The 23,976-nt window shown below is 74.1% G+C and carries 13 protein-coding genes and 2 pseudogenes; 8 read left to right on the top strand and 7 right to left on the bottom strand.

The genetic code is table 11. The features are described from left to right. The first annotated feature begins 84 nt into the window (after positions 1-84). On the top strand, positions 85-882 hold the full coding sequence (locus tag ACIPYS_RS07405) for an MHYT domain-containing protein (RefSeq protein WP_093863792.1): 798 nt from the start codon (positions 85-87) through the stop codon (positions 880-882). A gap of 182 nt (positions 883-1,064) precedes the next feature. Here the strand turns inward: ACIPYS_RS07405 and ACIPYS_RS07400 are convergent. Beyond that, a pseudogene (locus tag ACIPYS_RS07400) lies at positions 1,065-1,608 on the bottom strand (transposase); the annotation flags it as partial. A gap of 56 nt (positions 1,609-1,664) precedes the next feature. After that, a pseudogene (locus ACIPYS_RS07395) lies at positions 1,665-2,467 on the bottom strand (IS5 family transposase); the annotation flags it as partial. Between the two features lie 127 nt (positions 2,468-2,594). On the opposite strand from ACIPYS_RS07395, the gene ACIPYS_RS07390 reads away from it, so the two are divergent. Beyond that, positions 2,595-3,409 (top strand): IS5 family transposase gene (locus tag ACIPYS_RS07390; RefSeq protein ID WP_400744359.1). Its coding sequence is split into 2 segments (ribosomal slippage): positions 2,595-2,945 and positions 2,948-3,409, totalling 813 coding nucleotides; the frame shifts between segments, so codons are not numbered across the junction. Positions 3,410-3,414: 5 nt separating this feature from the next. Here ACIPYS_RS07390 and ACIPYS_RS07385 read toward each other — a convergent pair. From ACIPYS_RS07385 to ACIPYS_RS07375, 3 genes are all read right to left on the bottom strand, one after another. Beyond that, positions 3,415-4,545 carry a C45 family autoproteolytic acyltransferase/hydolase gene (locus ACIPYS_RS07385; RefSeq protein ID WP_400744356.1) on the bottom strand — a complete coding sequence of 377 codons (1,131 nt, stop codon included), beginning with the start codon at positions 4,543-4,545 and terminating at the stop codon, positions 3,415-3,417. Beyond that, entirely contained in the window at positions 4,542-6,473 is a 1,932-nt protein-coding gene (locus tag ACIPYS_RS07380) for an amidohydrolase family protein (RefSeq protein WP_400744353.1), read from the bottom strand. Before ACIPYS_RS07380 ends, ACIPYS_RS07385 begins: the two co-directional genes overlap by 4 nt. Before the next feature lie 129 nt (positions 6,474-6,602). Further along, positions 6,603-8,135: a purine-cytosine permease family protein gene (locus ACIPYS_RS07375; RefSeq protein WP_400744351.1), complete on the bottom strand. Its 1,533-nt coding sequence runs from the start codon at positions 8,133-8,135 to the stop codon at positions 6,603-6,605. Between the two features lie 103 nt (positions 8,136-8,238). Between ACIPYS_RS07375 and ACIPYS_RS07370 the strand changes: the two genes are divergently transcribed. From ACIPYS_RS07370 to ACIPYS_RS07350, 5 genes are all read left to right on the top strand, one after another. After that, positions 8,239-8,949, top strand: coding sequence for a TetR/AcrR family transcriptional regulator (locus tag ACIPYS_RS07370; RefSeq protein ID WP_400744348.1), 711 nt, complete (start codon positions 8,239-8,241; stop codon positions 8,947-8,949). Positions 8,950-9,223: 274 nt separating this feature from the next. Next, positions 9,224-11,398 (top strand): serine/threonine-protein kinase, encoded by a 2,175-nt coding sequence (locus ACIPYS_RS07365; protein ID WP_400744345.1) that lies wholly within the window; start codon positions 9,224-9,226, stop codon positions 11,396-11,398. Positions 11,399-11,926: 528 nt separating this feature from the next. Then, the gene (locus ACIPYS_RS07360) at positions 11,927-12,433 is read left to right on the top strand and encodes a hypothetical protein (protein ID WP_400744342.1); all 507 of its coding nucleotides are present in this window, start codon (positions 11,927-11,929) and stop codon (positions 12,431-12,433) included. A gap of 164 nt (positions 12,434-12,597) precedes the next feature. Further along, on the top strand, positions 12,598-13,440 hold the full coding sequence (locus ACIPYS_RS07355) for an SDR family NAD(P)-dependent oxidoreductase (RefSeq protein ID WP_400744339.1): 843 nt from the start codon (positions 12,598-12,600) through the stop codon (positions 13,438-13,440). 191 nt (positions 13,441-13,631) lie between these two features. Continuing rightward, positions 13,632-15,650, top strand: a complete 2,019-nt coding sequence (locus tag ACIPYS_RS07350) for a LamG-like jellyroll fold domain-containing protein (protein WP_400744336.1) — start codon at positions 13,632-13,634, stop codon at positions 15,648-15,650. Here the strand turns inward: ACIPYS_RS07350 and ACIPYS_RS07345 are convergent. Together ACIPYS_RS07345 and ACIPYS_RS07340 are read right to left on the bottom strand one after the other, a co-directional pair. Continuing rightward, positions 15,637-17,019 (bottom strand): serine hydrolase domain-containing protein, encoded by a 1,383-nt coding sequence (locus tag ACIPYS_RS07345; protein ID WP_400744333.1) that lies wholly within the window; start codon positions 17,017-17,019, stop codon positions 15,637-15,639. The two genes, ACIPYS_RS07350 and ACIPYS_RS07345, sit on opposite strands and share 14 nt — an antisense overlap. Positions 17,020-17,193: 174 nt before the next feature. Then, on the bottom strand, positions 17,194-22,992 hold the full coding sequence (locus ACIPYS_RS07340; RefSeq protein WP_400744330.1) for an internalin: 5,799 nt from the start codon (positions 22,990-22,992) through the stop codon (positions 17,194-17,196). Between the two features lie 336 nt (positions 22,993-23,328). Between ACIPYS_RS07340 and ACIPYS_RS07335 the strand changes: the two genes are divergently transcribed. Then, positions 23,329-23,976: hypothetical protein (locus tag ACIPYS_RS07335; protein ID WP_400744327.1), on the top strand; the 648-nt coding region annotated here is incomplete at its 3' end.

Genomic DNA, 23,976 nt, shown 5'->3' with positions numbered 1-23,976 from the left:
CGGCGGCGGGCCCGCACCGGGCTCCGCCCCGTGCGGGCCTCGCCCGTCCGCATCCATCAACGACACATCAGCTCAGGTACCTTCATGCACCCCCATACCGCCGTCATCGACGGCTTCCATTACGGCTGGCTCAACCCGGTCCTCTCCTACCTGGTGGCCTGCACCGGCGCCGCGCTCGGACTGCGCTGCACCGTCCGCGCCCTCGACCTGCCGCCGCGCCGACGGCTCGGCTGGCTGCTGCTGGGGGCCGCCGAGATCGGCTGCGGCATCTGGACGATGCACTTCATCGCCATGCTGGGCTTCAACGTCACCGGCTCGACCGTCCTCTACAACGTCCCGATGACGCTGTGCAGCCTGGTGCTGGCGATCGCGGTCTGCGGTCTCGGCATCCTCTACGTCGGCTACCGGCCGCGGACCGTCGGCACGCTGCTGATCGGCGGCACCGTCATGGGCCTGGGTGTGGCCGCGATGCACTACCTCGGCATGGCGGCGATGCACGTCCAGGGGCAGGTGTCCTACGACACCCTCACCGTCGCCGGCTCGATCGCGATCGCCGTGGCCGCGTCGACCGCCGCACTCTGGATGACGCTGAACATCACCGGTCTGCTCGCCTCGCTCGCCTCGTCCCTCGTCGCCGGGGTCGCGGTGGTCGCGATGCACTACACCGGCATGGCCGCCGTCTCGGTGGTGCTGGACGGCCGCGTCCCGACCGGCGGGCTGTCCGCCTCGCAGTTCATCACCCCGCTCGCGGTGGCGGTCCTCGTGCTGCTCTCGCTCGGCGGCATCGCGCTGATGCTGTCTCCGCACGACGCCTCCCTGTCGGGGCTGGACCGCGACCGGCCGGAGCCGGTCCGGGTGCCGCTGTTCGAGCAGCAGGGCTGACCGGCCCTCCGGTCCGAGCGGTCCGACCGGTCCGAGCGGCCGGACACGGGCCGACGGCCCGGCGCGGGGTTCCCGTGCCGGGCCTTTCGCGTCGGGCCCACCGTGGCAGGCCCGCCACGCACCGGGGCGGCCGCGCGGCCGGAGGCGCGACCGGACGTCAGACGCGCTGTCCCGAGTCTGCGGCCCAGTTCGAGAAGAGCCTCATGGATGTCGTCGCGGATGTCCCAGCGGATCCGCAGGCGTCGGAAGCCGTGGATCCAGGCGATTCGTTCGCTCGACGAGCCGCCGCACGGCTCCGGGTCCGGAGCCGTGCGGCACTCCTGGACCGGCGATGACCGGCTTGATGCCCCGCTTCCACAGCCGCCGGCGCTACTTGTCGAAGTCGTAGCCCCGGCTCACCGGCACGGTGCGGTTCGGTCGGCAGCACCTGGCGCAGCCGGTCCCCCACCCCACCCCGGCCTCGTGCCAGTCCCGCGGCCGGCGCCGGCAGGTCATGCCCGACCCGAAGCCGAGTTCCTGCGGCAGCCACTCCCACCGGAGTCCTGTGGGCAACACGAACAGGACCCCCTGAAAGCAGCCCCGGCCGTCCAGCGGTGGGCGGCCGATCCCGCGCAGCCGCTGCTGCCGCACCGGCAGCAGCGGCTCGATCCGGTCCCCCAGGTCGTCCGACACCGGCAACGGCGGTTCCTTCCCCGCGGCCTGCTCAACGAACCGATGGGAAACCAGACATGGGCACGAAGCCGTTCTGTCGGCTCCGCCAATAGGTCCTGACAAAGGCGGTGGACGTGTCGGTGCGTGATCAGGCAGGCGGCGAGGCCGAGGAAGGCCTCGTGGATGTCGTCGCGTTGTTCCCGTCGGACGCGCGGGCGGCGCAAGCCGTGGAACCAGGCGATCGTGCGCTCGACGACCCAGCGGTGGACACCGAGGCCTGATCCGTGCGGTACTCCGCGGCGGGGGATCACCGGCTTGATGCCCTGCCTCCACGCCAGCCGTCGGTACTTGTCGTGGTCGTAGCCCCGGTCGGCGAGCACGACGTCCGGTCTGCGCCGTGGCCGGCCGACCAGGCCGGCCACCGGCGGGACCTTGGCCGGCAGGGGCAGCAGCTGGGTGACGTCGTTGCGGTTTCCGCCAGTCAGCGACACCGCGAGCGGGATGCCCCGGCCGTCGACGAGGACGTGGTGCTTGCTGCCCGGCCGTGCGCGGTCGACCGGGCTCGGTCCGCTCTTGGGCCGCGCCGGGCGGCCCGGACGTGGCTGGAGTCGATCACCGCCCGGGACCGGTCGAGCTGCTGGGCCGACCGCGGTTTCCGCAGCAAGACCAGGTGGAGCCGGTCCCACACGCCCGCGTCGTTCCAGGCCGCGAGCCGCCGCCGGCACGTCATGCCCGAACCGAAGCCGAGCTCCTGGGCCAGGTACTCCCACTGGGTGCCGGTGTGCAGCACGAACAGGATCCCCCACAGCGCCTGCCGGTCCGGCACCCGAGGCCGCCCCGGCTTCAACTTCGGCCCCGGCCCGAGCAGCAACGGCTCGACCGATCCCCACAGTTCATCCGACACGATCCACGGACGAGAGTTCCTCTTCCCCACGGAAGGCCCAACGAGCAGACCAACCGACGGTCACACCACAAAGCAACTTCTGTCAGGACCTTTAAGAGCAGCTAACAGAACCGCGCGGCGCCCATGTCCGTTCGTCCATCGGCTCGTTGAGTAGGCCGTGGGGAAGAGACCGCCGTGGTTGGTGTCGGACGACCTGTGGGGCCGGATCGAGCCGCTGCTGCCGGTGCGGCAGCAGCGGATTCGGAGGATCGGTCGTCCACCGTTGGACGACCGGGGCTGCTTGCAGGGGATCCTGTTCGTGCTGCACACGGGGATCCAGTGGGAGTGGTTGCCGCAGGAGTTCGGCTTCGGCTCGGGTATGACCTGCTGGCGCCGCCTGCGGGACTGGCACGAGGCCGGGGTGTGGGACCGGCTTCACCAGGTGCTGCTGACCGAGCTGCACCGTGCCGGCGAGCTGGACCGGTCGCGGGCGGTGATCGACGGCTCGCACCACCAGGCCCGTCTCGGTGGCCCAGAACGGGACCGAGCCCGGTCGACCGCGCGAGGCCGGGCTCGAAGCACCACGTGATCACGGATGGCCGGGGCACGCCGCTGGCCATCACGCTGACCGGCGGCAACCGTCATGACGTCACCCAGCTGCTGCCGCTCCTGGACGCGATCCCTCGCATCCGCGGGAAGACCGGTCGGCCGCGCCATCGGCCGAAGCGGCTGTTCGCCGATCGCGGCTACGACTTCGACAAGTACCGCCGTCTGCTCTGGAAGCGGGGCATCAAACCGGTCATCGCCCGCCGCGGTGTGCCGCACGGCTCCGGGCTCGGAGCCGTGCGGTGGGTCGTCGAGCGAACGAACGCCTGGATCCACGGCTTTCGGCGCCTGCGGATCCGCTGGGACATCCGCGACGACATCCACGAGGCCTTCCTCAAGCTGGCCTGCTGCGTGATCACCTATCGGCGCGTTCGAGCCTTGTGTTAGCTCCTCTAAGTGGCGGTGAGGGTGCGCCAGGGGCGGGTGTCGAGATCGGCGGGGGTGCCGTCGAGGACTGCCGCCGTGCGCGTCACCGGGTCCAGGGCGACGGTGGCGAGACTCGCCCAGCGGCGGCCGAGCGCTTCGGCCGGGTCGGGCAGGCAGGTGACGGGCGGTTCACCGGGACCGGTGACCAGACAGCGGGCCAGCGACTCCGGCGTGTCCGGGAGCTGCCGAAGGCCCGCGAGCCGGGCCCGCACGAACTCGTGGCGCTCGCCCGAGTCCGGCTGGTAGAGCCAGTTCTTCTCCTCGGCCGCCGGTACCGGCGTCAGGAAGTGGTTGGTGCGCACCAGCAGGCCGCGCTCGTCCGGGGCGACCGCGAACACCCCGGCCGGACTGAGGTCGAGCAGGGTGGCCTGCGTCCCGTCGAAGAGCGCGAACGAGCCGGAGGAGGCGAGCGGCGCGCCGCGGACCAGGTCGACGGCCTCGGCGACGCTGCCCGCCTCCGCGAGGACCACCGCCGCGAGCACGTGCACCGGCACTCCGCCGATGCCGTCGCGGGCGTGCCCGAGGATGTTGAAGTGCAGGGCGAGGCCCGCACTGTTGATCCCGATCTTGCCGAGGATGCCGTCCTCGGTGAGGCCGACGACGGTGTGCCGCCCGCCCCGTGACTCCAGCGTGTGCCAGTGGGCACTGAGTTCGACGTGCCAGTCCCAGGTCTGCACGCCGAAGGTGCGCACCGCCGTCGCCGGGGCACCGGGACTGCCGAACGGCTGGGCGGCCCGGCGCACCAGGGTGGTGCACTCCCCCGGCGGGACGGTGACGCTGCGGGCGAGGATCTCGGTCCGGGCGTTGAGGGCGGCGAGGCGCCAGGGGTCGAGCCCGGCGCCGCTGGCGATGCCCTCGATCTCGGCACGGGCACCCGGGCGGAACTCGCCGACGGCGTCGAGAGCGCGTTCGGCGTCGTCACGGACCCGGGCGGGGGTGATGCCGCCGAGGGCGAAGAGGCGGTCGTACACGTCGAGCGCGGCGGGGAGGTGCGCGCGCAACTGCTCGCCGCGGGCGGTGCCGCGCCGGTGCGGGTCGACGGCGTCGACGTGGACGTGGCGGCGGTGGTCGGGGCGGGGAATCGGTGTCGGGGTCACGGCTGGTCCTTCCGACCGGCAACAGGGCCGGCGAGGGTGGTGGGCGCGGTCCGGACGGTGGGCGCGACCGGGGCGGCGAGCGCGGTACGGACGGTGGGCGCGGCCGGGGTGGCCGCGTGGAACTGGACCGCGCCGCCGACGACGGTCGCGAGCACCGGGTTCACCGCCTGGGCCTCGGGGTCGAGGTCGAGCGGGTTGGCGGCGAGGACGGTGAGGTCGGCGGTGAAGCCCGGGGCGATCCGGCCGAGTTCGCCCTCCGCCCCTGCGGCATAGGCGACCGCGGCGGTCATGGCCCGGTAGGCCTCGCGCGCCGTGAGCGCCTGACCGGGCTGCACGGGTGCGGCGTCCGGTTCCTCGACGGGGCGGCGCAACTGGCAGTCGGCCAGTCCGACGCGCGGATCGCCGGGCCCGATCGGCCAGTCCGACCCCAGGGCGACGACGGCGCCGTGGTCGAGCAGGTCGCGGGTGCGCCAGCCGTGGGCGGCCCGCTCGGGCCCGATCCGTCGGGACCAGTTGTCGGTGCCGTCCGCACGGGTCTGCCGGGTCGCGTGGACGGGTTGCAGTCCCGCCACCACGTCGAGGCGGGCGAAACGGGGCAGCAGGTCGTCCGGGACGGATTCGAGGTGTTCGATCCGGTGCGGCGCACGGGCGGCCCGGCCGGTCTCCTCGATGACGTCGAGGGCGAAGCGTACGGCGCGATCGCCGATGGCGTGGGTGGCGGTGGGGATGCCGCGTTCGGTGAAGAAGCGGACGGCGGCGCGGTAGGCGTCGGTGTCGCGCCAGAGCGGCTCGCGGTTCTCGCCGTGGACGTCGGCGTGTTCGAACCAGGCGGTGCCGTTGTCGGCCGTGCCGTCGAGCATGAACTTCACCCCGTCGACCTGCCAGCGCCTGCCGCCCAGACCCTGGAGCCCGGCGATCCGCTGCCACACCTCCGGTGCGGAGTCCGCGGGCACCAGCGGGGAGCAGCGCACGCGCAACGGCAGTTCGCCCTGCTCCTCCAGGTGCCGGAACACCTCCTCCGAGGGCTCGCCGAAGTCGAGGGCGTGCAGTCCGGTGAGCCCGCTGCGGGCGAAACGTTCGAGCTGCGCCCGGACATGGGCGGCGGCGGTGTCGAGCGGGACTTCCGGGCAGTGGGCGAAGACCAGGTCCATGGCCTGGAGTTCGAGCACGTAGCCGGTCGGGCGCCCGGCCCGGTCGACCACGACGGAGGAGGCGTCGGTGAAGGTCTCGCGGCCGGTGAGGCCGGAGAGTTCGACGGCACGAGGGCTGACGACCAGCGCGTGGGCGTCGCGGGTCAGCAGGGACACGGGGCGCCCGGGGAGTTGCTCGGCGAGGAAGGCGCCGTGCGGTTCGCCGTCGAACACGTTGACGTCGAGGTCGTAGCCGGTGATCCAGTCCTCGGCGGGGCGACCGGTGGCGGCGTCGGCGAGGCGGGCGAGGACGTCGGCGAGGGTGGCGGCGCCGGACAGGTCCACGCCGCTGCCGGTGGAGATCGCGCCCCAGACGGGGTGGGCGTGGGCGTCGGTGAGGCCGGGCAGGATCGCGGCTCCCGGGAACTCGTGGACCTCGGTGGCGGGGCCGCACAGCGGGGCGAGGAGTTCGGCGGGGCCGACGGCGGTGATCCGGCCGGCGGTGATGGCGACTCCGTACCGCGGCGGGGTGAGGGTACGGGGAGTGTCCGCGGCGGGGCCTACCAAGCCGGTGGGGGCGGCGGGGCCGGTGCGGTCGGCCGAGTCGGTCGAGTCGGCCGAGTCGGTCGGGTCGCTCGGGCCGGTCGGGTGCTCCGGGTCGGCCGGGCACAACGGGCCGGTCGGGTCGGTCGAGCGCACCGGGGCGGCCGCGTCGGTCGGGTCGGTCGGGTCGGCCGCGTCGGTCGGGTCGGTCAACAGCTCGACTGTGCGGGCGAGGAGGATGGTGTCGGCGTGCACGGGGGTGGGTTCTTTCGGGTCGGGGACGGTATTGCTTATTGGTCACTCGACCAATACGCAGCACTGTGAAACGGGGTGCTATTGGTCAGGCAACCAATAGCATCGAAGGGAGGATCGGGACCGCGATCGTCAGGGGCGCGGGATCGTCGCCAACGCGCTGGTGGCCGCCCAATAGACAGCAGCAGCGACGGCCATCCCCGCCGGTACGGAGAGGTCGACGCCGCCCGCGGCCGCCGCGATCGGTCCGGTCCAGAAGGTGGTGCGCACCCACAGCACGGCGGCGAGCGCGCCGGCGGCCAGGGCCAGGACCCCGGCCCAGTGGACACCACCGCGGTACCAGAACGGCCCGCCTCGTCGCTGGGCGAGCAGCTCCGGCCCGCTGTAACGGTTGCGGCGCAGGACGAGGTCGGTCATCGCCACCGCCATCACCGGACCGGTGACCACCACCACGAGCTGGAGCACGGTACTGACGCTCGTCAGGAAGTCGAAGACGAGGATCGCGTAGAGCGTCATGGCCGCGCCCAGGACCCCGATGACCAGCACCGCCGGGATCCGGGCGATCCGGACGCCGACCGACTGGACGGACAGGCCCGCGCTGTAGGCCGTCATACCGTTGTTGGCCATGGTGTTGAGGACGACCGCGACAACGAAGACCGGCACGAACCAGCCGGGCAGCAAGCCCTCCAGCGCCGCCTCCGGGTCGCTCATGTCGAGCCCGGTGGCGGCGAGCGCGCCTACCGCCGTGAAGACGACGCTGGGCAGGTAGGCCCCGAGCGCGGTCCAGCCCGCAACCGCGACCGGACTGCTGTCCCGGGGCAGGTAGCGGGCGAGGTCGGGACTGTTGGTGTAGGACAGCGGCGCCGAGGCGACCAGCGTGAACCCGGCGCCGAGCGCGGCCGCCAGCGCGGCGCCCCGCAGCGGTTCGGCCGGGGCGTACGAGAGGTCGGCGGCAGCCAGCACGTACCCGGAGACCACGGTGAAGACGACGGTCAGCGCGACACTGAGCCCGGCGTAGAGGCGCACGATCAGGCCGTACCCGAAGATGGCGATCAGCAGTGTGCCGGTGGCGACGGCACAGACCACCGCCGCGTCGACGACCGGGGAGTCGGGCAGGCCGAGCCGGGCGGCGAGGCCGATGCCCGCCACCGAGGCGGCCGACCAGTTCAGGGCCAGGTAGGCGGCGGCGATCAGCCACCCGGTGACGACCACCACCGCCCGATTGCCGCGCACCCCGTACAGGGCACGGGAGACGACCGACCCACTGGTGCCCGCGGCGGGGCCGGCGGCCGCGACCACGCCCGTGCAGATCCAGACCAGATTGCCGACCAGGACGACCCCGAGCGCCTGCGGGAGGGTGAGCCCCATCAGGACGAGCGCGGCGCCGACGACGAAGCTGAGGTAGCTGACGTTCGGCGCGGCCCAGACGGCGAACAGGTCGCGGGGGCGCCCGCCGCGCTCCTCGTCGGGGACGAGGTCGATCCCCCTGACCTCGGGGCCACCGGTGCGCGGGGCGGGGGCGACACCGTCGGCGCCGTCGCGGCCACGGGGGCCGTCGGGGCCGTCGGAGGCGGCGCCCGGTCCGGGGCCCGCACCCGGTCCGGGACGGGCGGGCCGGGAGTCGTCGGCGGGTCTCGGGGCGGGGGTGGAGTCGGTCGGTCTCATCAAGGCCTCTCGGGTCGGGCAGGGATCCGGCCGCCGGCCGTTCCAGTCTTATTGGTCGGATGGCCAACAACATGTTGGGCACACATCCAATAGCGTGTCCCCCATGACGTCAAGACCTCAGGCCGCCCGCACCCGCAAGCCCCCCGGCGAACGCCGCGCGGAGATCCTGCACACCGCCGCCCGCATCGCCCTGGACGAAGGTCTGGAGCGCATCACCCTGCGGCGCGTCGCCGACGAGCTCGGCGTCCGCCCCGGACTCATCGGTCACTACTTCCCGGCCGCCGACGATCTGGTGAGCGAGGCCTTCGCCCACGCCGCCGCCCAGGAGCGCGACGCGCTGCTGCCGCCCGGCGCCCACGAGGCGGACCGCTCCCCCACCGTTCGGCTCGCCGGCTTCCTCGTCCGCCTCACCGGCGCCGACTGCCTGGACCTCAGCCGCCTCTGGCTCAACGCCCGCCACTTGAGCCGCTTCAAACCGGGCCTGCGCGCCACCGTCCGGGAACAGGAGTCGCTCACCCGGACGGCCCTGACCGGACTGGTGGAGGAGGGCGTACGCCGCGGTGAGTTCCGCACCGACGATCCGCTCGGCGCGACCCTGCACATCCTGGTCACCGTCGACGGCCTCGCCGCCTACGCCAACGACGACATCGACGACGGCCACGGCGACCACGGCGACCACGGCGACGACGAGGACGGCACCGGCGACAGAACCAGCACCGACGTCGACCACCCGGCCCTTCAGGACCTCGCTCTCACCGTCGCCGAACACCGACTCGGCCTCACCCCGGGCCTGTTGCGCGCCGCAGCGTTCTGACGCACCCACTCGGGCGACGACCGCAGACGCTCGCGGTGAGCGCGTGGGGAAGCGGGGAGGCGCACCCGGGCGCGCGGAAGCGGACCGCACGCCGCCCGAGTGCGCCTTTCCGTCCCCGGCCGCCGTCCGCCCACGTCGGGCCACCTGCCAGCAGGAACGCCCAGGGGCGTGCACGACCGGCCGCCGGGGCACGTTCGGACCGTGTCCGAAGGGGGGAACCCGTCGATCGGTGGCCGCGTCGACGGCTGCGAGACGACTCGCGGAGGGGCCCACCGTGCGCGACCAGGACCAGGGACAACAGAACCGACAGGACCGGCAGGACCGACAGGACCGGCAGGACCCGCGACACCTGCACCACCCGCAGGACCCACACGACCCGCAGGACCGAAGACACCCACCGCACGCCACCCCGGCCGCAGCGTCCGCCGACGGCTGGTGGCTCCCGGAGTACCACCACGAACGGGAGTTGGGCAGCGGCGCCAGCGGCCGCGTCTGGCTGGCGCACCACCGCCCCACCGGCACACCGGTCGCGATCAAGTACCTGCACGACCCGGCGGACGGCGCCGACCTGCGCCGGGAGGCGACCGTCCTGGCCCGGATCGACTCGCCCCACGTCACCCGGCTCTACGAGTACGTGGAGGCCGGGCCGAACGCGGCCATCGTGATGGAACTCGTCGACGGCCTCTCCCTGCGCGCCCTGCTGGGGGCCGAGGGCGCCACCACCCCGGAGGCGGCGCTGGTGGTCCTCAAGGGTTCCCTGCTGGGGCTGGCCGCCGCACACGCCGCCGGACTCGTCCACCGCGACTACAAGCCGGCCAACGTCCTGGTCGCGGCGGACGCCACTTCCAAGCTCGTGGACTTCGGCATCGCCGTCCCCGGCGGCGACGCCCAGGACATCTCCGGCACTCCCGCCTATCTGGCACCTGAGCAGTGGACCGGCGCCCCGGCCTCGCCCACCGCCGACGTCTACGCGGCCACCGTCACCTTCTTCGAGTGCCTGGCCGGCGTCCGGCCCTTCGGCGGCACGACGACGATCGAACTCGCCGTCCAGCACCTGGAGTCGCCGGTGCCGACCGGGCTGGTCCCGGAGGCCGTGCGGCCGCTGGTCCTGGCCGGGATGGCGAAGCGGCCGGACGAACGCCCGGCCGGCGCGGTGGAGTTCCTCCAGTTGCTGGAGGCAGCGGCCGTCACCGCGTACGGGGAGCTCTGGGAGGAGCGGGGCCACGCCGACCTCGCCGTCCTGGTGGGGCTGCTGGCCTCGCTGCTGCCCCGGAGTGCGGCGGCGGCGCCCGGCGGCGCGGTCACGCCGCCGCTGCAACTGGTCGCTGCGGAGGGCGCGTTGCCGGACCGCCCCCGTCCCCGGGACGGCGTCGGCCGGGACAGCGTCGGCCGGGGCTCCGGGACCGGCGCCCCGGCCGGACCGGCTACGACGCCACACGAACGGACCGTGTCCTCGGCCACGTCGTACCCAGGAGGCTCGCGCCGTCGGCGGCGCTCCACGGCGGTCGCGGGCACGCTCACGGCGGCCGTGCTGGCCGGAGCGGCGCTCGCGGGGACGACCGGGCCGGACGACCCGACGGTGACGGGCAGTCCGATGCTGCGGGTCACCACCACCCTGGACCCGGCGGGTGTCGGGAACGTGACCACCCGGCCGGCCGCGTCGACGAGCCCGCGCTTCCCTGGCGCGCCCGCCGACTCCTCCGGCGCTCCGCGCTCCCCGTCGTCCTCCGGGACGTCGACCCCAGCGGTCGCCGCCCCGCCCTCGACGAGTCCGCCATCGACGAACCATCCCTCGACGAGCCCGTCCCCGGCGTCCTCCCCGTTCGCGCCACCGCCCGCTCACCGGCCGTCCTCGATCTCCCCGTCGCCGATCCCGCCGCCCGTGCCCCGGCAACCCTCGGCCGTACCGCCGCCGTCGTCGGCGGCACCGCAGCCGCCGGCCACCACCGCTCCGCCGGCCGGTTCCCACGCCCCGGCCCCCGCCTCGTCGTCACCGCCCTCCCCCTCGCCACGGCTCACGGAGCCGCCGGCCACCTCCACCGCCCCGCCCGGTGGCACCGCCCCCTCCCGCACGCCGCAGCCGCCCGTCGTGACCTCCCCGCCGGCACCGCCCGTCCGGGTGGAGTCGCTGACCGTCGACTCCCTCCAGTGCCTGGACAGCAATCTGTTCGGCCTCCAGGCCCGGATCACGGTGGTGGCCTCGGGACCGCCCGGCGCCACACTGACCGTGTCCTGGCAGCATCACTCCGGCGCGACCAACCCTCCGGCGACCGTCGCCACGGAGACCGTCCGTCTCGGCTCCGGGTCCGTCACCCTCAGCCGCTCCCACGTGTTCGGCTCGGACCCAGCGGCCCAGTGGGGCGTCCTGGTCGGCAGCGACCCGCGGCCGGAGAGCGCACCCGTGGCCTACCGCGAGCTGCCCGCGATCGACTGCAGCCAGCCCGGCTGACCCCGCACCGTCCGATCAGCACCCCCCGATCAGCACCCCCCGATCGCCATCCCCGGATCACCACTCCCGATCGCCACCGTCCGGTCGCCGCCACCGCCCACCGCCCGGGCAGTCGTCCGACCTCCCGCACCCGCCCCGGAGGCTCCCGTGACCGTGCCCCCGCCGGACCCCCGGTCCGGCCCCGACCGCACCGTCCGTCTCAACCCCTCCGTTCCCCAACCTCCTCCCGTCCAGCCGCGCGTTCCCGGCACACCCGCCCGGCCCGTCCGTCCCCCCTCGTCCGCCGGGCCAGGTGCCGGGCGGACCACGGACGGCGAGGCCGCCGGGTGCGCCACCGTCCTCGACCCGACCGCCTGGAGCACCCCGGCCACCACCCCCACCCCCGCACAACCGCCCGCACCCCCGCCGCCATCGCCACCCGCGAACCCCCCAGCCCCGACCCAGGCGGCCCCGGCCCCGGCGCCCGCTCAGCACCAGCCCCACGAGGTCCGCCGGTTCGGCCCCGGCGTACCCCCGGCGGTGGCCGCGGTGTGGCGACGCCCGCCGCCACCGGCCCGACCCGCCGCACGGCTCCGGCGCCACCGGACCCTGCCGTGGCTCGTCCCGGCGGCCGCGGTGGTCGTGCTGCTCGCCGCACTGCCCGCCCGCTGCCGGGCCACCGAGCCTCCCCTCACCCCGACCGGTCTCACCCTCACCGTCACCACCGTCGCCACCTCCACCACCACGAACGGCCCGACGAACAGCCCGACGAACGCCCCTGCCGACAGCCCGCACTGCGACAACAGCGCCCTGTTCACCGCGAGCGTCACCACCGACGGCCGCCCCGGCACCCTCCGTTACCGCTGGCGGCGCAACGACGGCACCGCCTCCGACGAGCTGCGGCAACCCGTCCGGTCCGGCGAGTACCGCACCACCCTGGTCCTCGGCTGGTCCTTCGTCGGCCACGGCGCCGTCCACGCGACGGCGACCGTCGAGATCCTCTCCCCCCGCAGCCTGAGCGCGACCGCTTCCTTCGACTACGACTGCCCGGCCTGACGGCATCCCCGGGCCGTGCCGGGGGCGTGCACTCCCGCAGCCGCGAGACCCCAACGCTCCCGCGCGCCTCCGGAGCGGGTTGCCGGAGGGCTGGGCGAGGGACCGCCGGAATGGGACGGTGTCCGGTCTCGGGAGCCGAGCAGGACGGATCGGGGGCACGGAGCATGACAAGACGTTGGCTGGTGACGGGGTGTTCGACCGGGCTGGGCCGGGCGCTGGCCGGGGCCGCGGCCGGCGCCGGGGACCGCGTCCTGGCGACCGCGCGCCGGACGGAGACCTTGGACGACCTGGTCCGCGAGCATCCCGGACGGGTCCTCGCCGCACCCCTGGACGTGCGCGAGCCGGAGCAGTGCGAGCAGGCCGTCGCCACGGCGGTGGAACGGTTCGGCGGCGTGGACGTGCTGGTGAACAACGCCGGGAACGGTGTCTTCGGCACCGTGGAGGAGGTCGGCGACCACGAACTCCGCGACCAGTTGGAGACCCTGGTCGTGGGTCCCTGGCGACTCGCCCGGCTGGTGCTGCCGGTGATGCGCGCGCAGGGCGGCGGACTGATCGTGAACGTCTCCTCGCTCGCGGGGCGGACGGCCTTCCCCGGTCTGGCCGCCTACGTCACGGGCAAGCACGCGCTGGAGGGCATGACCCAGGCACTCGCCGCCGAGGCGGCCCCGTTCGGCGTCCGGGCCGTGGCGCTGGCCGCCAGCGGGTACGCCACCCGGTACGGCGCCTCGGTGACCGACGCCGCCGGCCGCTCCGACGCCTACCGCCCGACCACCGGGCCGATGCGCGAGCAGCTGCGTGACATGGCGGCCCTGCCGGGCATCGGCCGCCCCGAGGACTTCGCCCGGGAGGTGCTCCGCCTCGCCGACACCTCCGGACCGCTGCCGGTGCGGATCCCGATCGGCCCCGGCAGCTTCGCCCACCTCACCGCCGCGGCGTACGCCACCCACACCGAACTCGCCACCGCCCGCGCGCTGCTGCTGGACCGGTCGGATCCGCAGCAGGGCTGACGGCCGCTCCGACGGCTCCCGGAAGCCGTCCCGAGCAGCACCCCGACCACCGACCCGCGCACCGCCCCGCCCCCGCCCCGGCCCCGCCCCGACGGGTTCGGCCGCTGTTCAGCGGGGCGTGGCCCGGCCGATGATCTCCGACCAGACCCGGTGCCTACGGTCGGGGACCACACCACTTCCGGGAGCGAACCATGCACGACAACCACGAGTCCGGACATCCCTGCGAGTGCCCGCGCACCGCCGAACTCGACGGCGACGGGCCCGCCGCGGCCGGACGCCGCCGGTTCCTGCGCGGCGCCGGCCTGTTGGGCGCCGGGGTGGGCACGGCCGGGCTCGGCCTGCTCGGCGCGGCGCCCGCCCACGCGGCCGGCCCCGGACCGGCCGGCGCGCCCGGCACCGCCGCCGGGTCCGACCCGTCCGCCGCCGCACCGGGGAAGGCCAAGAAGCCGGCCGGGAAGCAGCGTTGGCAGCCCGACCCGGACGCCCGCCGGTTCACCCTCGTCGTCATGCCGGACACCCAGTACCTGTTCGACCAGGACCGGATCCACCCGGCCCCGGTCGAGGCCGCGCTCCGCCACGTGCTCGACGGCGGGGTCAACCGGGAGGACGGGACGGACGACAACATCGTCTTCCTGGCCCATCTCGGCGATGTCACCGAGAACGGACTGGCCACCGAGTTCGCCGCCGTGAGCAAGGTGTTCGGCCTGCTGGACGACGCCGGCGCGGCCTACGGCGTGCTCGCCGGAAATCACGACATCCGCTCCTCCACCGACGACCGGCGCGGCAGCACGCCCTACCTGGAGACCTTCGGCCCGGCCCGGGCCGCCCGCACCTCCGGGTACCACAGCTCCAGCCCGGACGGCTACAACACCTGCCACATCGTCACGGCCGGCGGCCGCCCGTGGATGCTGCTCTCGCTGGACTGGCGACTCTCCGACGCGGGCTTCGCCTGGGCCAACGCCGTCATCGCCGCCAACCCGAAGGTGCCGGTGATCCTCACCACCCACGAGCTCGCGTACGCCGACGACGCCGGCCGGGCCGAGCTGTCCGACTACGGCCGGCAGCTCTGGGAGCGGTTGATCAGCGCCAACGACCAGATCTTCCTGACCGTCAACGGCCACTACTGGCCGCCCGGCCGGACGGTACTGACCAACAAGGCCGGTCACGACGTGCACGTGCACATCACCAACTACCAGGACCGCTACTACGGCGGCGCCGCGATGATCCGGGCGTACCGCTTCGACCTGGACCGCAACACCGTCGACGTGTCGACCTACTCGCCGTGGATCCAGGAGATCGCGGCCGAGGAGCGCAACACCCTGGCCGCGCAGCAGGTCGAACTGACCTCGGACGTGGACCGCTTCTCGCTCTCGATCGACTTCGACCGGCGCTTCTCGGGCTTCGCGCCCGTCCCGGCGCGCCCCGCCCGCCGGGCGTCCGACCTGCTGGTCCGGGACACCGCGGCCTACTGGCGCTTCGACGGCGGCAGCGGCGACGGCACCCCGGTCACGGCCCGGCAGGTCGTCAAGGACCTGACGGGGCAGGGCAACGACCTGTTCCCGCAGAGCGCCCCGGGTACTCCGGACGGCGGCCTCACCTGGTCCTCCGAGCACCACCCGGACCAGCCGGGCCACGGCAGCCTCCTGTTCAAGGGAACCCGCTCGCCGGTGCGCGGCACCTATCTGCAGACCGCGCCCAACGCCCCGCTGAACCGGGAGACCTTCGAACGCGGCTTCACCGTCGAGGCGTTCTGCAAACTGCCCGCCGACTGGGACTCCGGACGGAGCCGCTGGTCCGCCCTGCTCAGCCGCTGGGGAACGGCGGCCGAGGCGGGCCGGAGCGGCCCCGGCACGGATGCCGACGAACCCGTCGTGACGCTCAGCCTCTCCGAGGCGCCCGCGCTCCAGTGGTGTGTCTACCCGGTCAACCAGACCGGGGCGTCCACGTGTTGGGGTCACCAGCTGCCGCTGGACCGCTGGTGGCACGTCGCGGTCGTCAACGACGGGAAGTTCAGCCGGATGTACGTGGACGGCTGCGAGGTGGCCCGCAACCCGGCGACCCCGGCCGTGGGACTCGCCACCCTCGGACGCCCCTGGATGGTGGGCGGCTACGCGTACGCGGGAGTGCTGGACAAGGTGTTCCACGGGTACATCGGCGACGTCCGGGTGGTGCGGCGGGCCCTGCGGGTGAACGACTTCATGACCGGCTGACGAGGTCGGGCAGCGGGAGGTCCGGGCCGGTGCGCGGAAGCGTCCCCGGGAACGGCTGCGGCACCGGTGCCGCAGCCGCCGGACCACCCGCACCGGCGCCCGCATCCACGCCCGCACCGGCACCCACTCCCACACCCACACCGGCATCTGCACCGGCACCCGGCTCGCACAGCGTCTTGGCGATGATCGAGCCGATCGGTTCCGTGCCCCCCGCCCCGTCCTTGCCGACGAACGGGTTGGTCGACAGCGCGAACTGCCGCTTCCCGTCCCCGCTTCCGAGCAGCAGGGTGCTCCAGCCGGCCAGGCTGCCGTCGTGGCCCCAGGCGGCCTCGCAGCCCGGTCCCAGGTCGATCCGGACCACGCCGAGCCCGTACCGCAGGCCCGCCACCGTGGTCGCCACGGTGTCCTTGAGCGCCGCGGTCTCGGCGGGCCGCAGCAGCCTCCCGCCGAACAGCGCGGCGTGGAAACGGTCGAGGTCGGACGTGGTGGAGACACCGCTGCCGGACGCGTCCACCACGGACGGGTCGAGCCGGGTGATGTCGGCCGGACCGGCGGGCATGTCGAGGTACGCGTGGGCGTGCGGCCCGCCGAAGCCGGTCCCGGACACCGGGAAGACCGTGTCGTCCAGGTGCAGCGGCCGGACGATCCGGCGGTCCGCCTCCTGCTGCCAGGACCGGCCGGTCACCTTCCGGACGATCATCCCGGCGAGCACGTAGCCGGTGTTGGAGTAGTGCCAGCCCGCGCCCGGGGCGAAGTACGGCGGGTGCTCGGCGGACACGGCGGCGAGCTGCTCCGGCCGGTACGTCCGGTAGCGCCACCTCCCGTACGCGTAGTCCTCCAGGTCGGCCCGGGTCCGGATCAGGAACCGCTCGTCCTCGGTGTGGTTGAACACGCCGCTGGTGTGGTTCAGCAGTTGCCGGACGGTGATCGCGCCTCCGTTGGGGACCACCCCCGGCAGGTACCGCTCGACCGGATCGTCCAGTCCGAGCCGCCCCTCCCCGACCAGTTGCAGCACCACGGTCGCCACGAAGGACTTGGTCACGCTGCCGATCCGGAACCGTCCGTCCGGCCGGGCCGGCTGCCCGGTGGCCAGGTCGGACACCCCGGCGGCGCCCCGCCACGGGGAGCGGCCGACGCCGCGGATCTCGGCCAGCGCGGCGGTCGTCCCGCCGTGCTCCACGAGGTCCCGCAACTCCCGCTGCGCGTCGACGCGGGGCCGGCGCTCCGCCCGGCCGCCCTCGCCGCCGGTCGCCGCGGCCGAGGCCGGGGCGAGCGCGAGAACGGTGGTGCCGGCCAGCGCGACAGCGGCGAGCCGTGCCCCGAACCGTCCGTACCGCGGAAGGCCCGTCCGTACTCGAACACTCGTCATGGTGCCCCCTCCCGACCCGGCCGTCGGGCCGCCGGCTTCAGGATCGCAACGGCCGCGCGGCCGCGCCTCCTCCCCAGGGGGTGATCGTCGCTCCGTCCGGAGGACCGGGTCCCCGGCCGAACGGCGGGGGCCGGGTGAGCACGCCCACCCGGCCCCGTCCTCCGCGCCCTCCCGTCAGTCGGTCCGGCGGCGCAGCACGGTCAGGGCGACGCCGAGGGTGAGCAGCGCGGCGACGGCCGGCAGCAGGTCGATCGCCCGGCTTCCCGTCGGCGGGAGCACCGGCGGCTCGACCGGGGGCACCACCGGCGGCACCACGGGCGGCACGACCGGCGGGACCACCGGCGGCCGCACGGGCGTGTCGGTCCCGCAGCCGGGCTCCGACGGGTCCTCGCAGTTGGCACCCGGCGTCCCGGAGGTGACCGCGTTGCGCAGCGTGCGCGTCCCGGTGAGGTCGGTCCGGACGGTGACCGAGTAGGTGACGGTGACGGTCCGTCCGACGGCCAGGGTCCCGTGCCAGGCGAGCCGGGGCGCGCTCCAGTCGAGCGTGCCGCCGTCCGCCCGGGCGTCGCCGTTCCAGACGGCGGCGTCCAGCACCCCGCTCAGGTCGTCGGTGAACGAGGCGTCCTCGTACGCGGCGGCGCCGGTGTTGACGACGGTGACGCGGTAGCCGACCGTCCCGCCGGGGCGGACCTCGGTGGGCGCGGCGGTCTTGGTGAGCCGCAGCGAGCGGACGGGCGTGACGGTGACGCAGTCGGGGTCGACCGCCGCCCGCCGTCGGTCGCCCATCGGCAGCGGGCAGTTGGTGCGGTCGGGGCTGGTGACGGCGTTGCGGAGGGTCTTGTCGCCGGTGGGTTCACGGACGACGGTGACGGAGTAGCCGACGGTGGCGGTCGCCCCGGCGTCCAGGGTGCCGGTCCAGGTGAGGACGGGCGCGGCGTAGCCGACGGTGCCGGTGTCCGCCCGGGCGTCGCCGTTCCAGGTGGCGTTGCCGAGCACGCCCGCCAGGTCGTCGGAGACGGAGGCGTTGCGGTAGGCGGTGCTGCCGGTGTTGGTGACGGTGAGGGTGTAGGCGACGGTGCCGCCGGGGGTGGCGACCGCGGGGGCGGCCGACTTGCGGACCCGCAGCAGCGGCGCGGGGAGGATCTCCCGGCAGGCGGGGTCGGTGGAGCCGGCCTCGCAGTTGGAGCCGCTCGCGGTGACGGTGTTGGTGAGCCGCTGGTCGCCGGCGAGGGTGGCGGTCAGGCGGTAGGTGACGGTGGCCCGCTCCCCCTTGGCGAGGGTGCCGGTCCAGGTGAGGACGGGCGCGGCGTAGTCGACGGTGCCGGTGTCCGCCCGGGCGTCACCGTTCCAGGTGGCGTCGTCGAGGACGCCGCTCAGGTCGTCCCGGAAGGAGGCGCCGGGGTACGGGGCCTCGCCGGTGTTGGTGACGGTGACGGTGTAGGTGACGGTGTCCCCGGCCTTGACGTCCTTGGGGGCTCCGCTCTTCTCGATCCGCAGGGCGGGCAGCGGGGTGACGGTGCCGCAGTCCCCCTCACAGGTGGAGTCGGTGGGGCCGGTGACGGCGTTGCGCAGCACCTTGTCCCCGGCGGGCGGGCTGCCGACGGTCACGCTGTAGGTGATGACGACGGGGGTGCCGGGGGCGACGTCCCCGGTCCAGCCGAGCACCGGCCGGGTGTAGGTCGGGGTGCCGGAGGTCGCCCGGGCGTCGTCGTTCCAGGTGGCGTCGTCGAGGACGCCGCTCAGGTCGTCGCGGACGGTGGCGCCGGTGTAGGTGGCGGTGCCGGGGTTGGTGAGGCGGACGGTGTAGGTGACGCGGCCCCCGGGCACCGGGTCGGCCGGGTCGGCGGTCTTGCGGATCACGAGCTCGGCGACGGGGGTCTCGGTCCCGCAGTTGCCTTCGCAGGTGGAGTCGGTGGGGCCGGTGACGGCGTTGCGCAGCACCTTGTCCCCGGCGGGCGGGCTGCCGACGGTCACGCTGTAGGTGATGGTGGCCCTGGCCCCGGCGGGGAGGTCGCCGCTCCAGTGCAGCCGCTCGGCGCGGCGCTCGACGGTGCCGAGGGTGGCGGTCGCGTCGTCGTTCCAGGTGGCATCGTCGAGGACGCCGCTCAGGTCGTCGGTGAAGGAGGCGCCCGGGTAGGGGGCGGTGCCGGGGTTGGCGGCGGTGACGGTCCAGGTGACCTTGCCGCCGGGGCGCGCGGTGGCGGGGTCGGCCGTCTTGGTGAGGACCAGCCGGGCGACCAGGGTCTCCGTCGTGCAGGCCGGATCGGTGCTGCCCGCCTGGCAGTTGGAGCCGTCGGGGCCGGTGACGGCGTTGCGCAGCCGGTGGTCCCCGGTGGGCGGGGAGGCGACGGTCACGCTGTAGGTGACGGTGGCGGAGGCTTCCTGGGGCAGGTCGCCGGTCCAGCTGAGCCGCCGGGCGGCGGCGTCGAAGGTGGCGGTCCCGGTGGAGGCGGTCACCGCGTCGTCCCAGACGGCGTCGTCGAGGACCCCGCTCAGGTCGTCGGTGAAGGAGGCGCCGCGGTAGGTGGCGCGGCCGGTGTTGGTGACGGTGACGGTCCAGGTGATCCGCTCGCCGGGCCTGGCCTCGGCCGGGACTGAGGTCTTGGCGATCGCCAGGGTGGCGAGCGGGGTCACGGTGCCGCAGGACGGGTCGGTGCTGCCGGGCGGGCAGCTGGAGTCGGTCGGGCCGGTGACGGCGTTGCGCAGTTCCTTGTCACCGGTCGGAGGCTTGGCGACGGTCACGGTGTAGGTGACGGTGACCGTGGCGGAGCGGGCCACGTCGCCGGTCCAGGTGAGCCGCTTCGTGGCCGGGTCGAACACGGCCGACCCGCCGGAGGCGGTCACCGCCCCGTCCCAGACGGCGTCGTCGAGCACGCCGGTCAGGTCGTCGGTGACGGTGGCCGCGCGGTAGTCGGCGTCCGCGCTTTGGTTGGTGACGGTGAGGGTGTAGGTGACGGTCTCGCCGGGGCGGGCGCCGGCGGGGGCGGCGCTCTTGCGGACGGCGAGGGTGGGGCGGGGGATGACGGACCGGCAGTTCGGGTCGGTGGAGCCGGGCGGGCAGTTGGAGTCGGTGGCGGTGGCGGTGTTGCGCAGGTAGGTGTCGCCGGTGTTGGTGACGGTGACGCCGTAGGTGATGGTGGCGGTGGCGCCGACGGCCAGGTCGCCGGTCCAGGTGAGGATCCGGCTGCCGGGGTCGAAGGCGGTGCTGCCGGTGCTGGCGCTCGCCGTGTCGTTCCAGGTGGCGTCGTCGAGCACGTCGGTGAGGTCGTCGGTGAGGGTGGCGCCGGGGTAGGGCGCGGTGCCGTCGTTGGTGACGGTCAGGGTGTAGGTGACGGTGTCGCCGGTCTTCGGGTTGTCCGGGGTGCCGCTCTTGACGACCTTGAGCGAGCGGACGTCCGTCTCGGTGGCGCAGGCCGGATCGGTGCTGCCCGCCGGACAGTTGGAGCCGTCGGGGCCGGTGACGGCGTTGCGCAGCCGCTTGTCCCCGGCGGGCGGGCTGCCGACGGTGACCCGGTAGGTGACCGTGACGGTGGCTCCCGCGGGAACGTCGCCGCGCCAGCCGAAGCGGCGGGCGACCGGGTCGAAGGAGGTGGTGCCGGAGCCGGCGGTCACGGCGTCGTCCCAGCTCGCGTCGTCCAGCACGCCGGTCAGGTCGTCGGTGAAGGAGGCGCCGGGGTAGGCGGCGCGGCCGGTGTTGGTGACGGTGACCGTCCAGGTCAGCTGCTCGCCGGCGGAGACGGTGGCGGCCGATGCGGCCTTGGCGATCACCAGGGCGGCGAGCGGCGTTTCGGTGCCGCAGGACGGGTCGGTGCTGCCGGGCGGGCAGCTGGAGTCGGTCGGGCCGGTGACGGCGTTGCGCAGCACCTTGTCGCCGGTCGGGGGCGTCCGCACGGTGACCGAGTAGGTGATGGCGACCGTCTGTCCGACCGCGATGTCACCGGTCCAGGTCAGCCGGGCGGCCCCGGCGTCGTAGGAGGGCTGGGTGGGCGTGGGCGTGCCGCCGCTGCGGGCGGTGGCGTCGCCCCGGTAGTCGGCGTCGTCGACCAGTCCGGAGAGGTCGTCGGTGAGGGTGACCCCGGTGCGGGCGACGCCGCCGGTGTTCTCGGCGGTGACGGTGTAGGTGACGGTGTCACCGGGTTTCGCGGAGGCGGTGGAGACGCTCTTCGTGACGACCAGGCCGCTGATGGTCTCGTCCGTCGTGCAGTCGGGATCGGTGCTTCCCGCGGCGCAGTTGGAGCCGTCCGGGCCCACCGCGCGGTTGGTGAGGCGTTTGTTCCCGGCGGGTGGTGAGCCGATCCGCGCCGAGTAGGTGACGGTGACGGTGCCGCCGCGGGCGACGGTGCCGGTCCAGCGCAGGGTGCGGTCGGCGGGGGTCCAGGTGACGGGACCGGCGCCGGAGCCGTCGGCGTTGCGGGCGGCGGCGTCGTTGTTGTAGACGGCGTCGTCGACCACGTCGGTGAGGTCGTCGGTGAGGGTGGCACCGGTCCAGTCGGCCTCGCCGTCGTTGGCGAGGGTGACGGTCCAGGTGACGGTGGAGCCGGGCTGCGGGGCCTCGGGGGTGACGGACTTGCGGATCGCCAGCCGGGCGACCGGGACCTCGGTGGTGCAGGCGGGGTCGGTGGAGAGCGCGCCGCAGTTGCTGTCGGGCACGGTCACCGCGTTGCGCAGGACGCCGTCCCCGCCCGGCGGGTCCGCCACCTTGACGGAGTAGGTGACAGTCACCGTCGCCCCGGCCGCGACGTCCCCGCTCCAGCGCAGGGTGCGGCCGGCGGGGTCGTACACCGGCTGGTTCGCGGTCGGGCTGCCGCCGCTGGTGGCGGCCGCGTCGCCGTTGTAGGCCGCGTCGTCCAGCACGCCGGTCAGGTCGTCGGTGATCACGGCCCCGCTGACCGGCACGGCGCCGTCGTTGCGGGCGGTGACGGTGTAGCGGACGGTGCCGCCCGGCTTGGCGGTCGCGGTGTCGGAGGTCTTGGCGACCACCAGCCGGGAGGTCAGGTTGGGCGCGACGGCGCAGCTGGCCAGGTCGGTGATCGGCCAGGAACCGCCGGACTCGGAGCTGATCCGCCCGGTCTGGTTGTCCTGGGCGTTGCCGCCGGCGACCTGAACCGAGACGCCGGTGCGAGGGTCGGCGCGATAGAGCGCGCCGCCGTAGTAGCCCAGGTAGATGGCGCCGTCGAAGAAGGCCATGCCGTAGTTGTTGAAGCCGTTGCTCGCGCCGGCGCCGGTGAGCCGGACGGCCTGGGCGGTGGTGCCGGTGGCGGGGTCGAGCCGGTAGATGTAGGTGGAGCCGGAGTAGACGATCCCGTAGTACACGCCGCCGTCGACGTCGACGAAGATGTCCGGCACCAGGGTGCCGGAGGCGAACACCGGGTCGTTCGCCGGGACGGAGGTGAGGGTGCTGCCGCGCGACCAGGTGCGGGTCGCGCCGGTCGCCAGGTTCATCTCGAACAGCACGGGCGCGCCGCCGTTCTGCGCGCCGTAGAGCATCCCGGTGCGCGGATTCGCGCCCAGGCCGCCCCAGTTGACGCCGCTCGGCAGGTTGCGGGTGGCACCGCCGGCGATCTGGTCGGTGACCGTGTCGGTGCCGGAGACGTGCTTGTAGAGCTTGAGGTTCGAGGTGGTGTAGCTGGAGTAGAAGGCGGCGACCCGGCCGGTGTCGGGGTCGGTGCCCATCGCCATGTTCGTCGACCAGTAGTCCGGCAGTCCGCTGCCGACCCGCTTGCTGATCACCGTGTTGCGGATGCTCGCGGCGCCGGCGGCGTCGTTGGCGAACTCCATGCCGGAGCGGTAGTTGCTGTAGTAGAGGTGGTCGCAGTCGAAGGCGGAGGGCACGTTCTGCCCCTCCACCGTCCAGCTCTGGGCGTGGGCGGGCCCCGCTCCGGAGAGAACGAGCGAGGGCAGGACGAGCAGCAGGGCGAGCAACTGGGCGAGCCTGCGCTCGACGGACGGACCGAAAGCGGCGAGTGGCCTCACGACACGACTCCTGTGGGCTGGCGGCGGCAGTCACAGAAAGTCACAGCATGAGCTGATCATCAAACACCCACTCCGACGGTTGATCTGATGATCACTCGTCCGGCTGCGAATGCCGGCCGGCGCCCGGCCCGCACCCGGACCGCGCCCGCCTCGCCCCCGGGCCCGCGCACCGGCACCAGCGGGTCTCCACTGAAGGGGGGAGCCACCCCGAGGCACCCTGGTGGCGCCGGAGCGACTCTGACAGCATCGCAGCCGGGACGGCCACCGGTATAGACCACTGGCCGCCTCGGCTCTGTCATTCCGCCATGGAGCATCAAGAGGAATCCGAGGCCCGGCATGAAGACCCTACGGAACCACTTCTCCCATCTGATGACGGTCGTCCTGCTGATGCTGGGGATGGTGACGGCCGCCTCCGCCCAGGCCCACGCCACCCCGCAGCGGCTCACCGGCAGCGCGACCATCTGCTCCAACTCCCCAGTCCCGGCGGGCTGGGTGATCACCGGCGCCTACAACAGCAGCAGCTGTACCGGCACCGGCGTCGCCTACACCATCACCGACACCAGCAACCTGACCAGTGTCTCCGCCGTCTGCTCGCAGTCGCCGATCCCGGCGGGCTGGGTGATCACCGGCGCCTACAACAACGGCGGGTGCGTCGGCACCGGCGTCAGCTACACCCTGGTCAGGATCACCACCCAGAGCTCGATCACCGTCTGCTCCCAGTCGCCCGTCCCCCCGGGCTGGGTCATCGTCAACGCCTACAACAACAGCGGCTGCGTCGGCACCGGCGTCGGCTACACCATCAACAGTGTCGCCAACCTGAGCTCGGTCACCGCCTGCTCGCAGTCGCCCATCCCCCCGGGCTGGGTCATCACCGGCGCCTTCAACAACAGCGGGTGCGTCGGCACCGGCGTCAGCTACACCCTGGTCAGGATCACCACCCAGAGCTCGATCACCGTCTGCTCCCAGTCGCCCGTCCCCCCGGGC

The organism is Kitasatospora sp. NPDC089913 (assembly GCF_044748625.1).
GTDB lineage: Bacteria > Actinomycetota > Actinomycetes > Streptomycetales > Streptomycetaceae > Kitasatospora.
Note: the sequence above shows the minus strand (reverse complement) of the source record. Positions and strands in the feature narration are given on the sequence as shown.

Excerpts from the sequence above, each read along its gene's own strand:
- ACIPYS_RS07405 (WP_093863792.1), top strand. The coding sequence starts at position 85 with ATGCACCCCCATACCGCCGTCATCGACGGCTTCCATTACGGCTGGCTC.
- ACIPYS_RS07375 (WP_400744351.1), bottom strand. The coding sequence starts at position 8,135 with ATGAGACCGACCGACTCCACCCCCGCCCCGAGACCCGCCGACGACTCC.
- ACIPYS_RS07370 (WP_400744348.1), top strand. The coding sequence starts at position 8,239 with ATGACGTCAAGACCTCAGGCCGCCCGCACCCGCAAGCCCCCCGGCGAA.
- ACIPYS_RS07355 (WP_400744339.1), top strand. The coding sequence starts at position 12,598 with ATGACAAGACGTTGGCTGGTGACGGGGTGTTCGACCGGGCTGGGCCGG.
- ACIPYS_RS07350 (WP_400744336.1), top strand. The coding sequence starts at position 13,632 with ATGCACGACAACCACGAGTCCGGACATCCCTGCGAGTGCCCGCGCACC.
- ACIPYS_RS07345 (WP_400744333.1), bottom strand. The coding sequence starts at position 17,019 with ATGACGAGTGTTCGAGTACGGACGGGCCTTCCGCGGTACGGACGGTTC.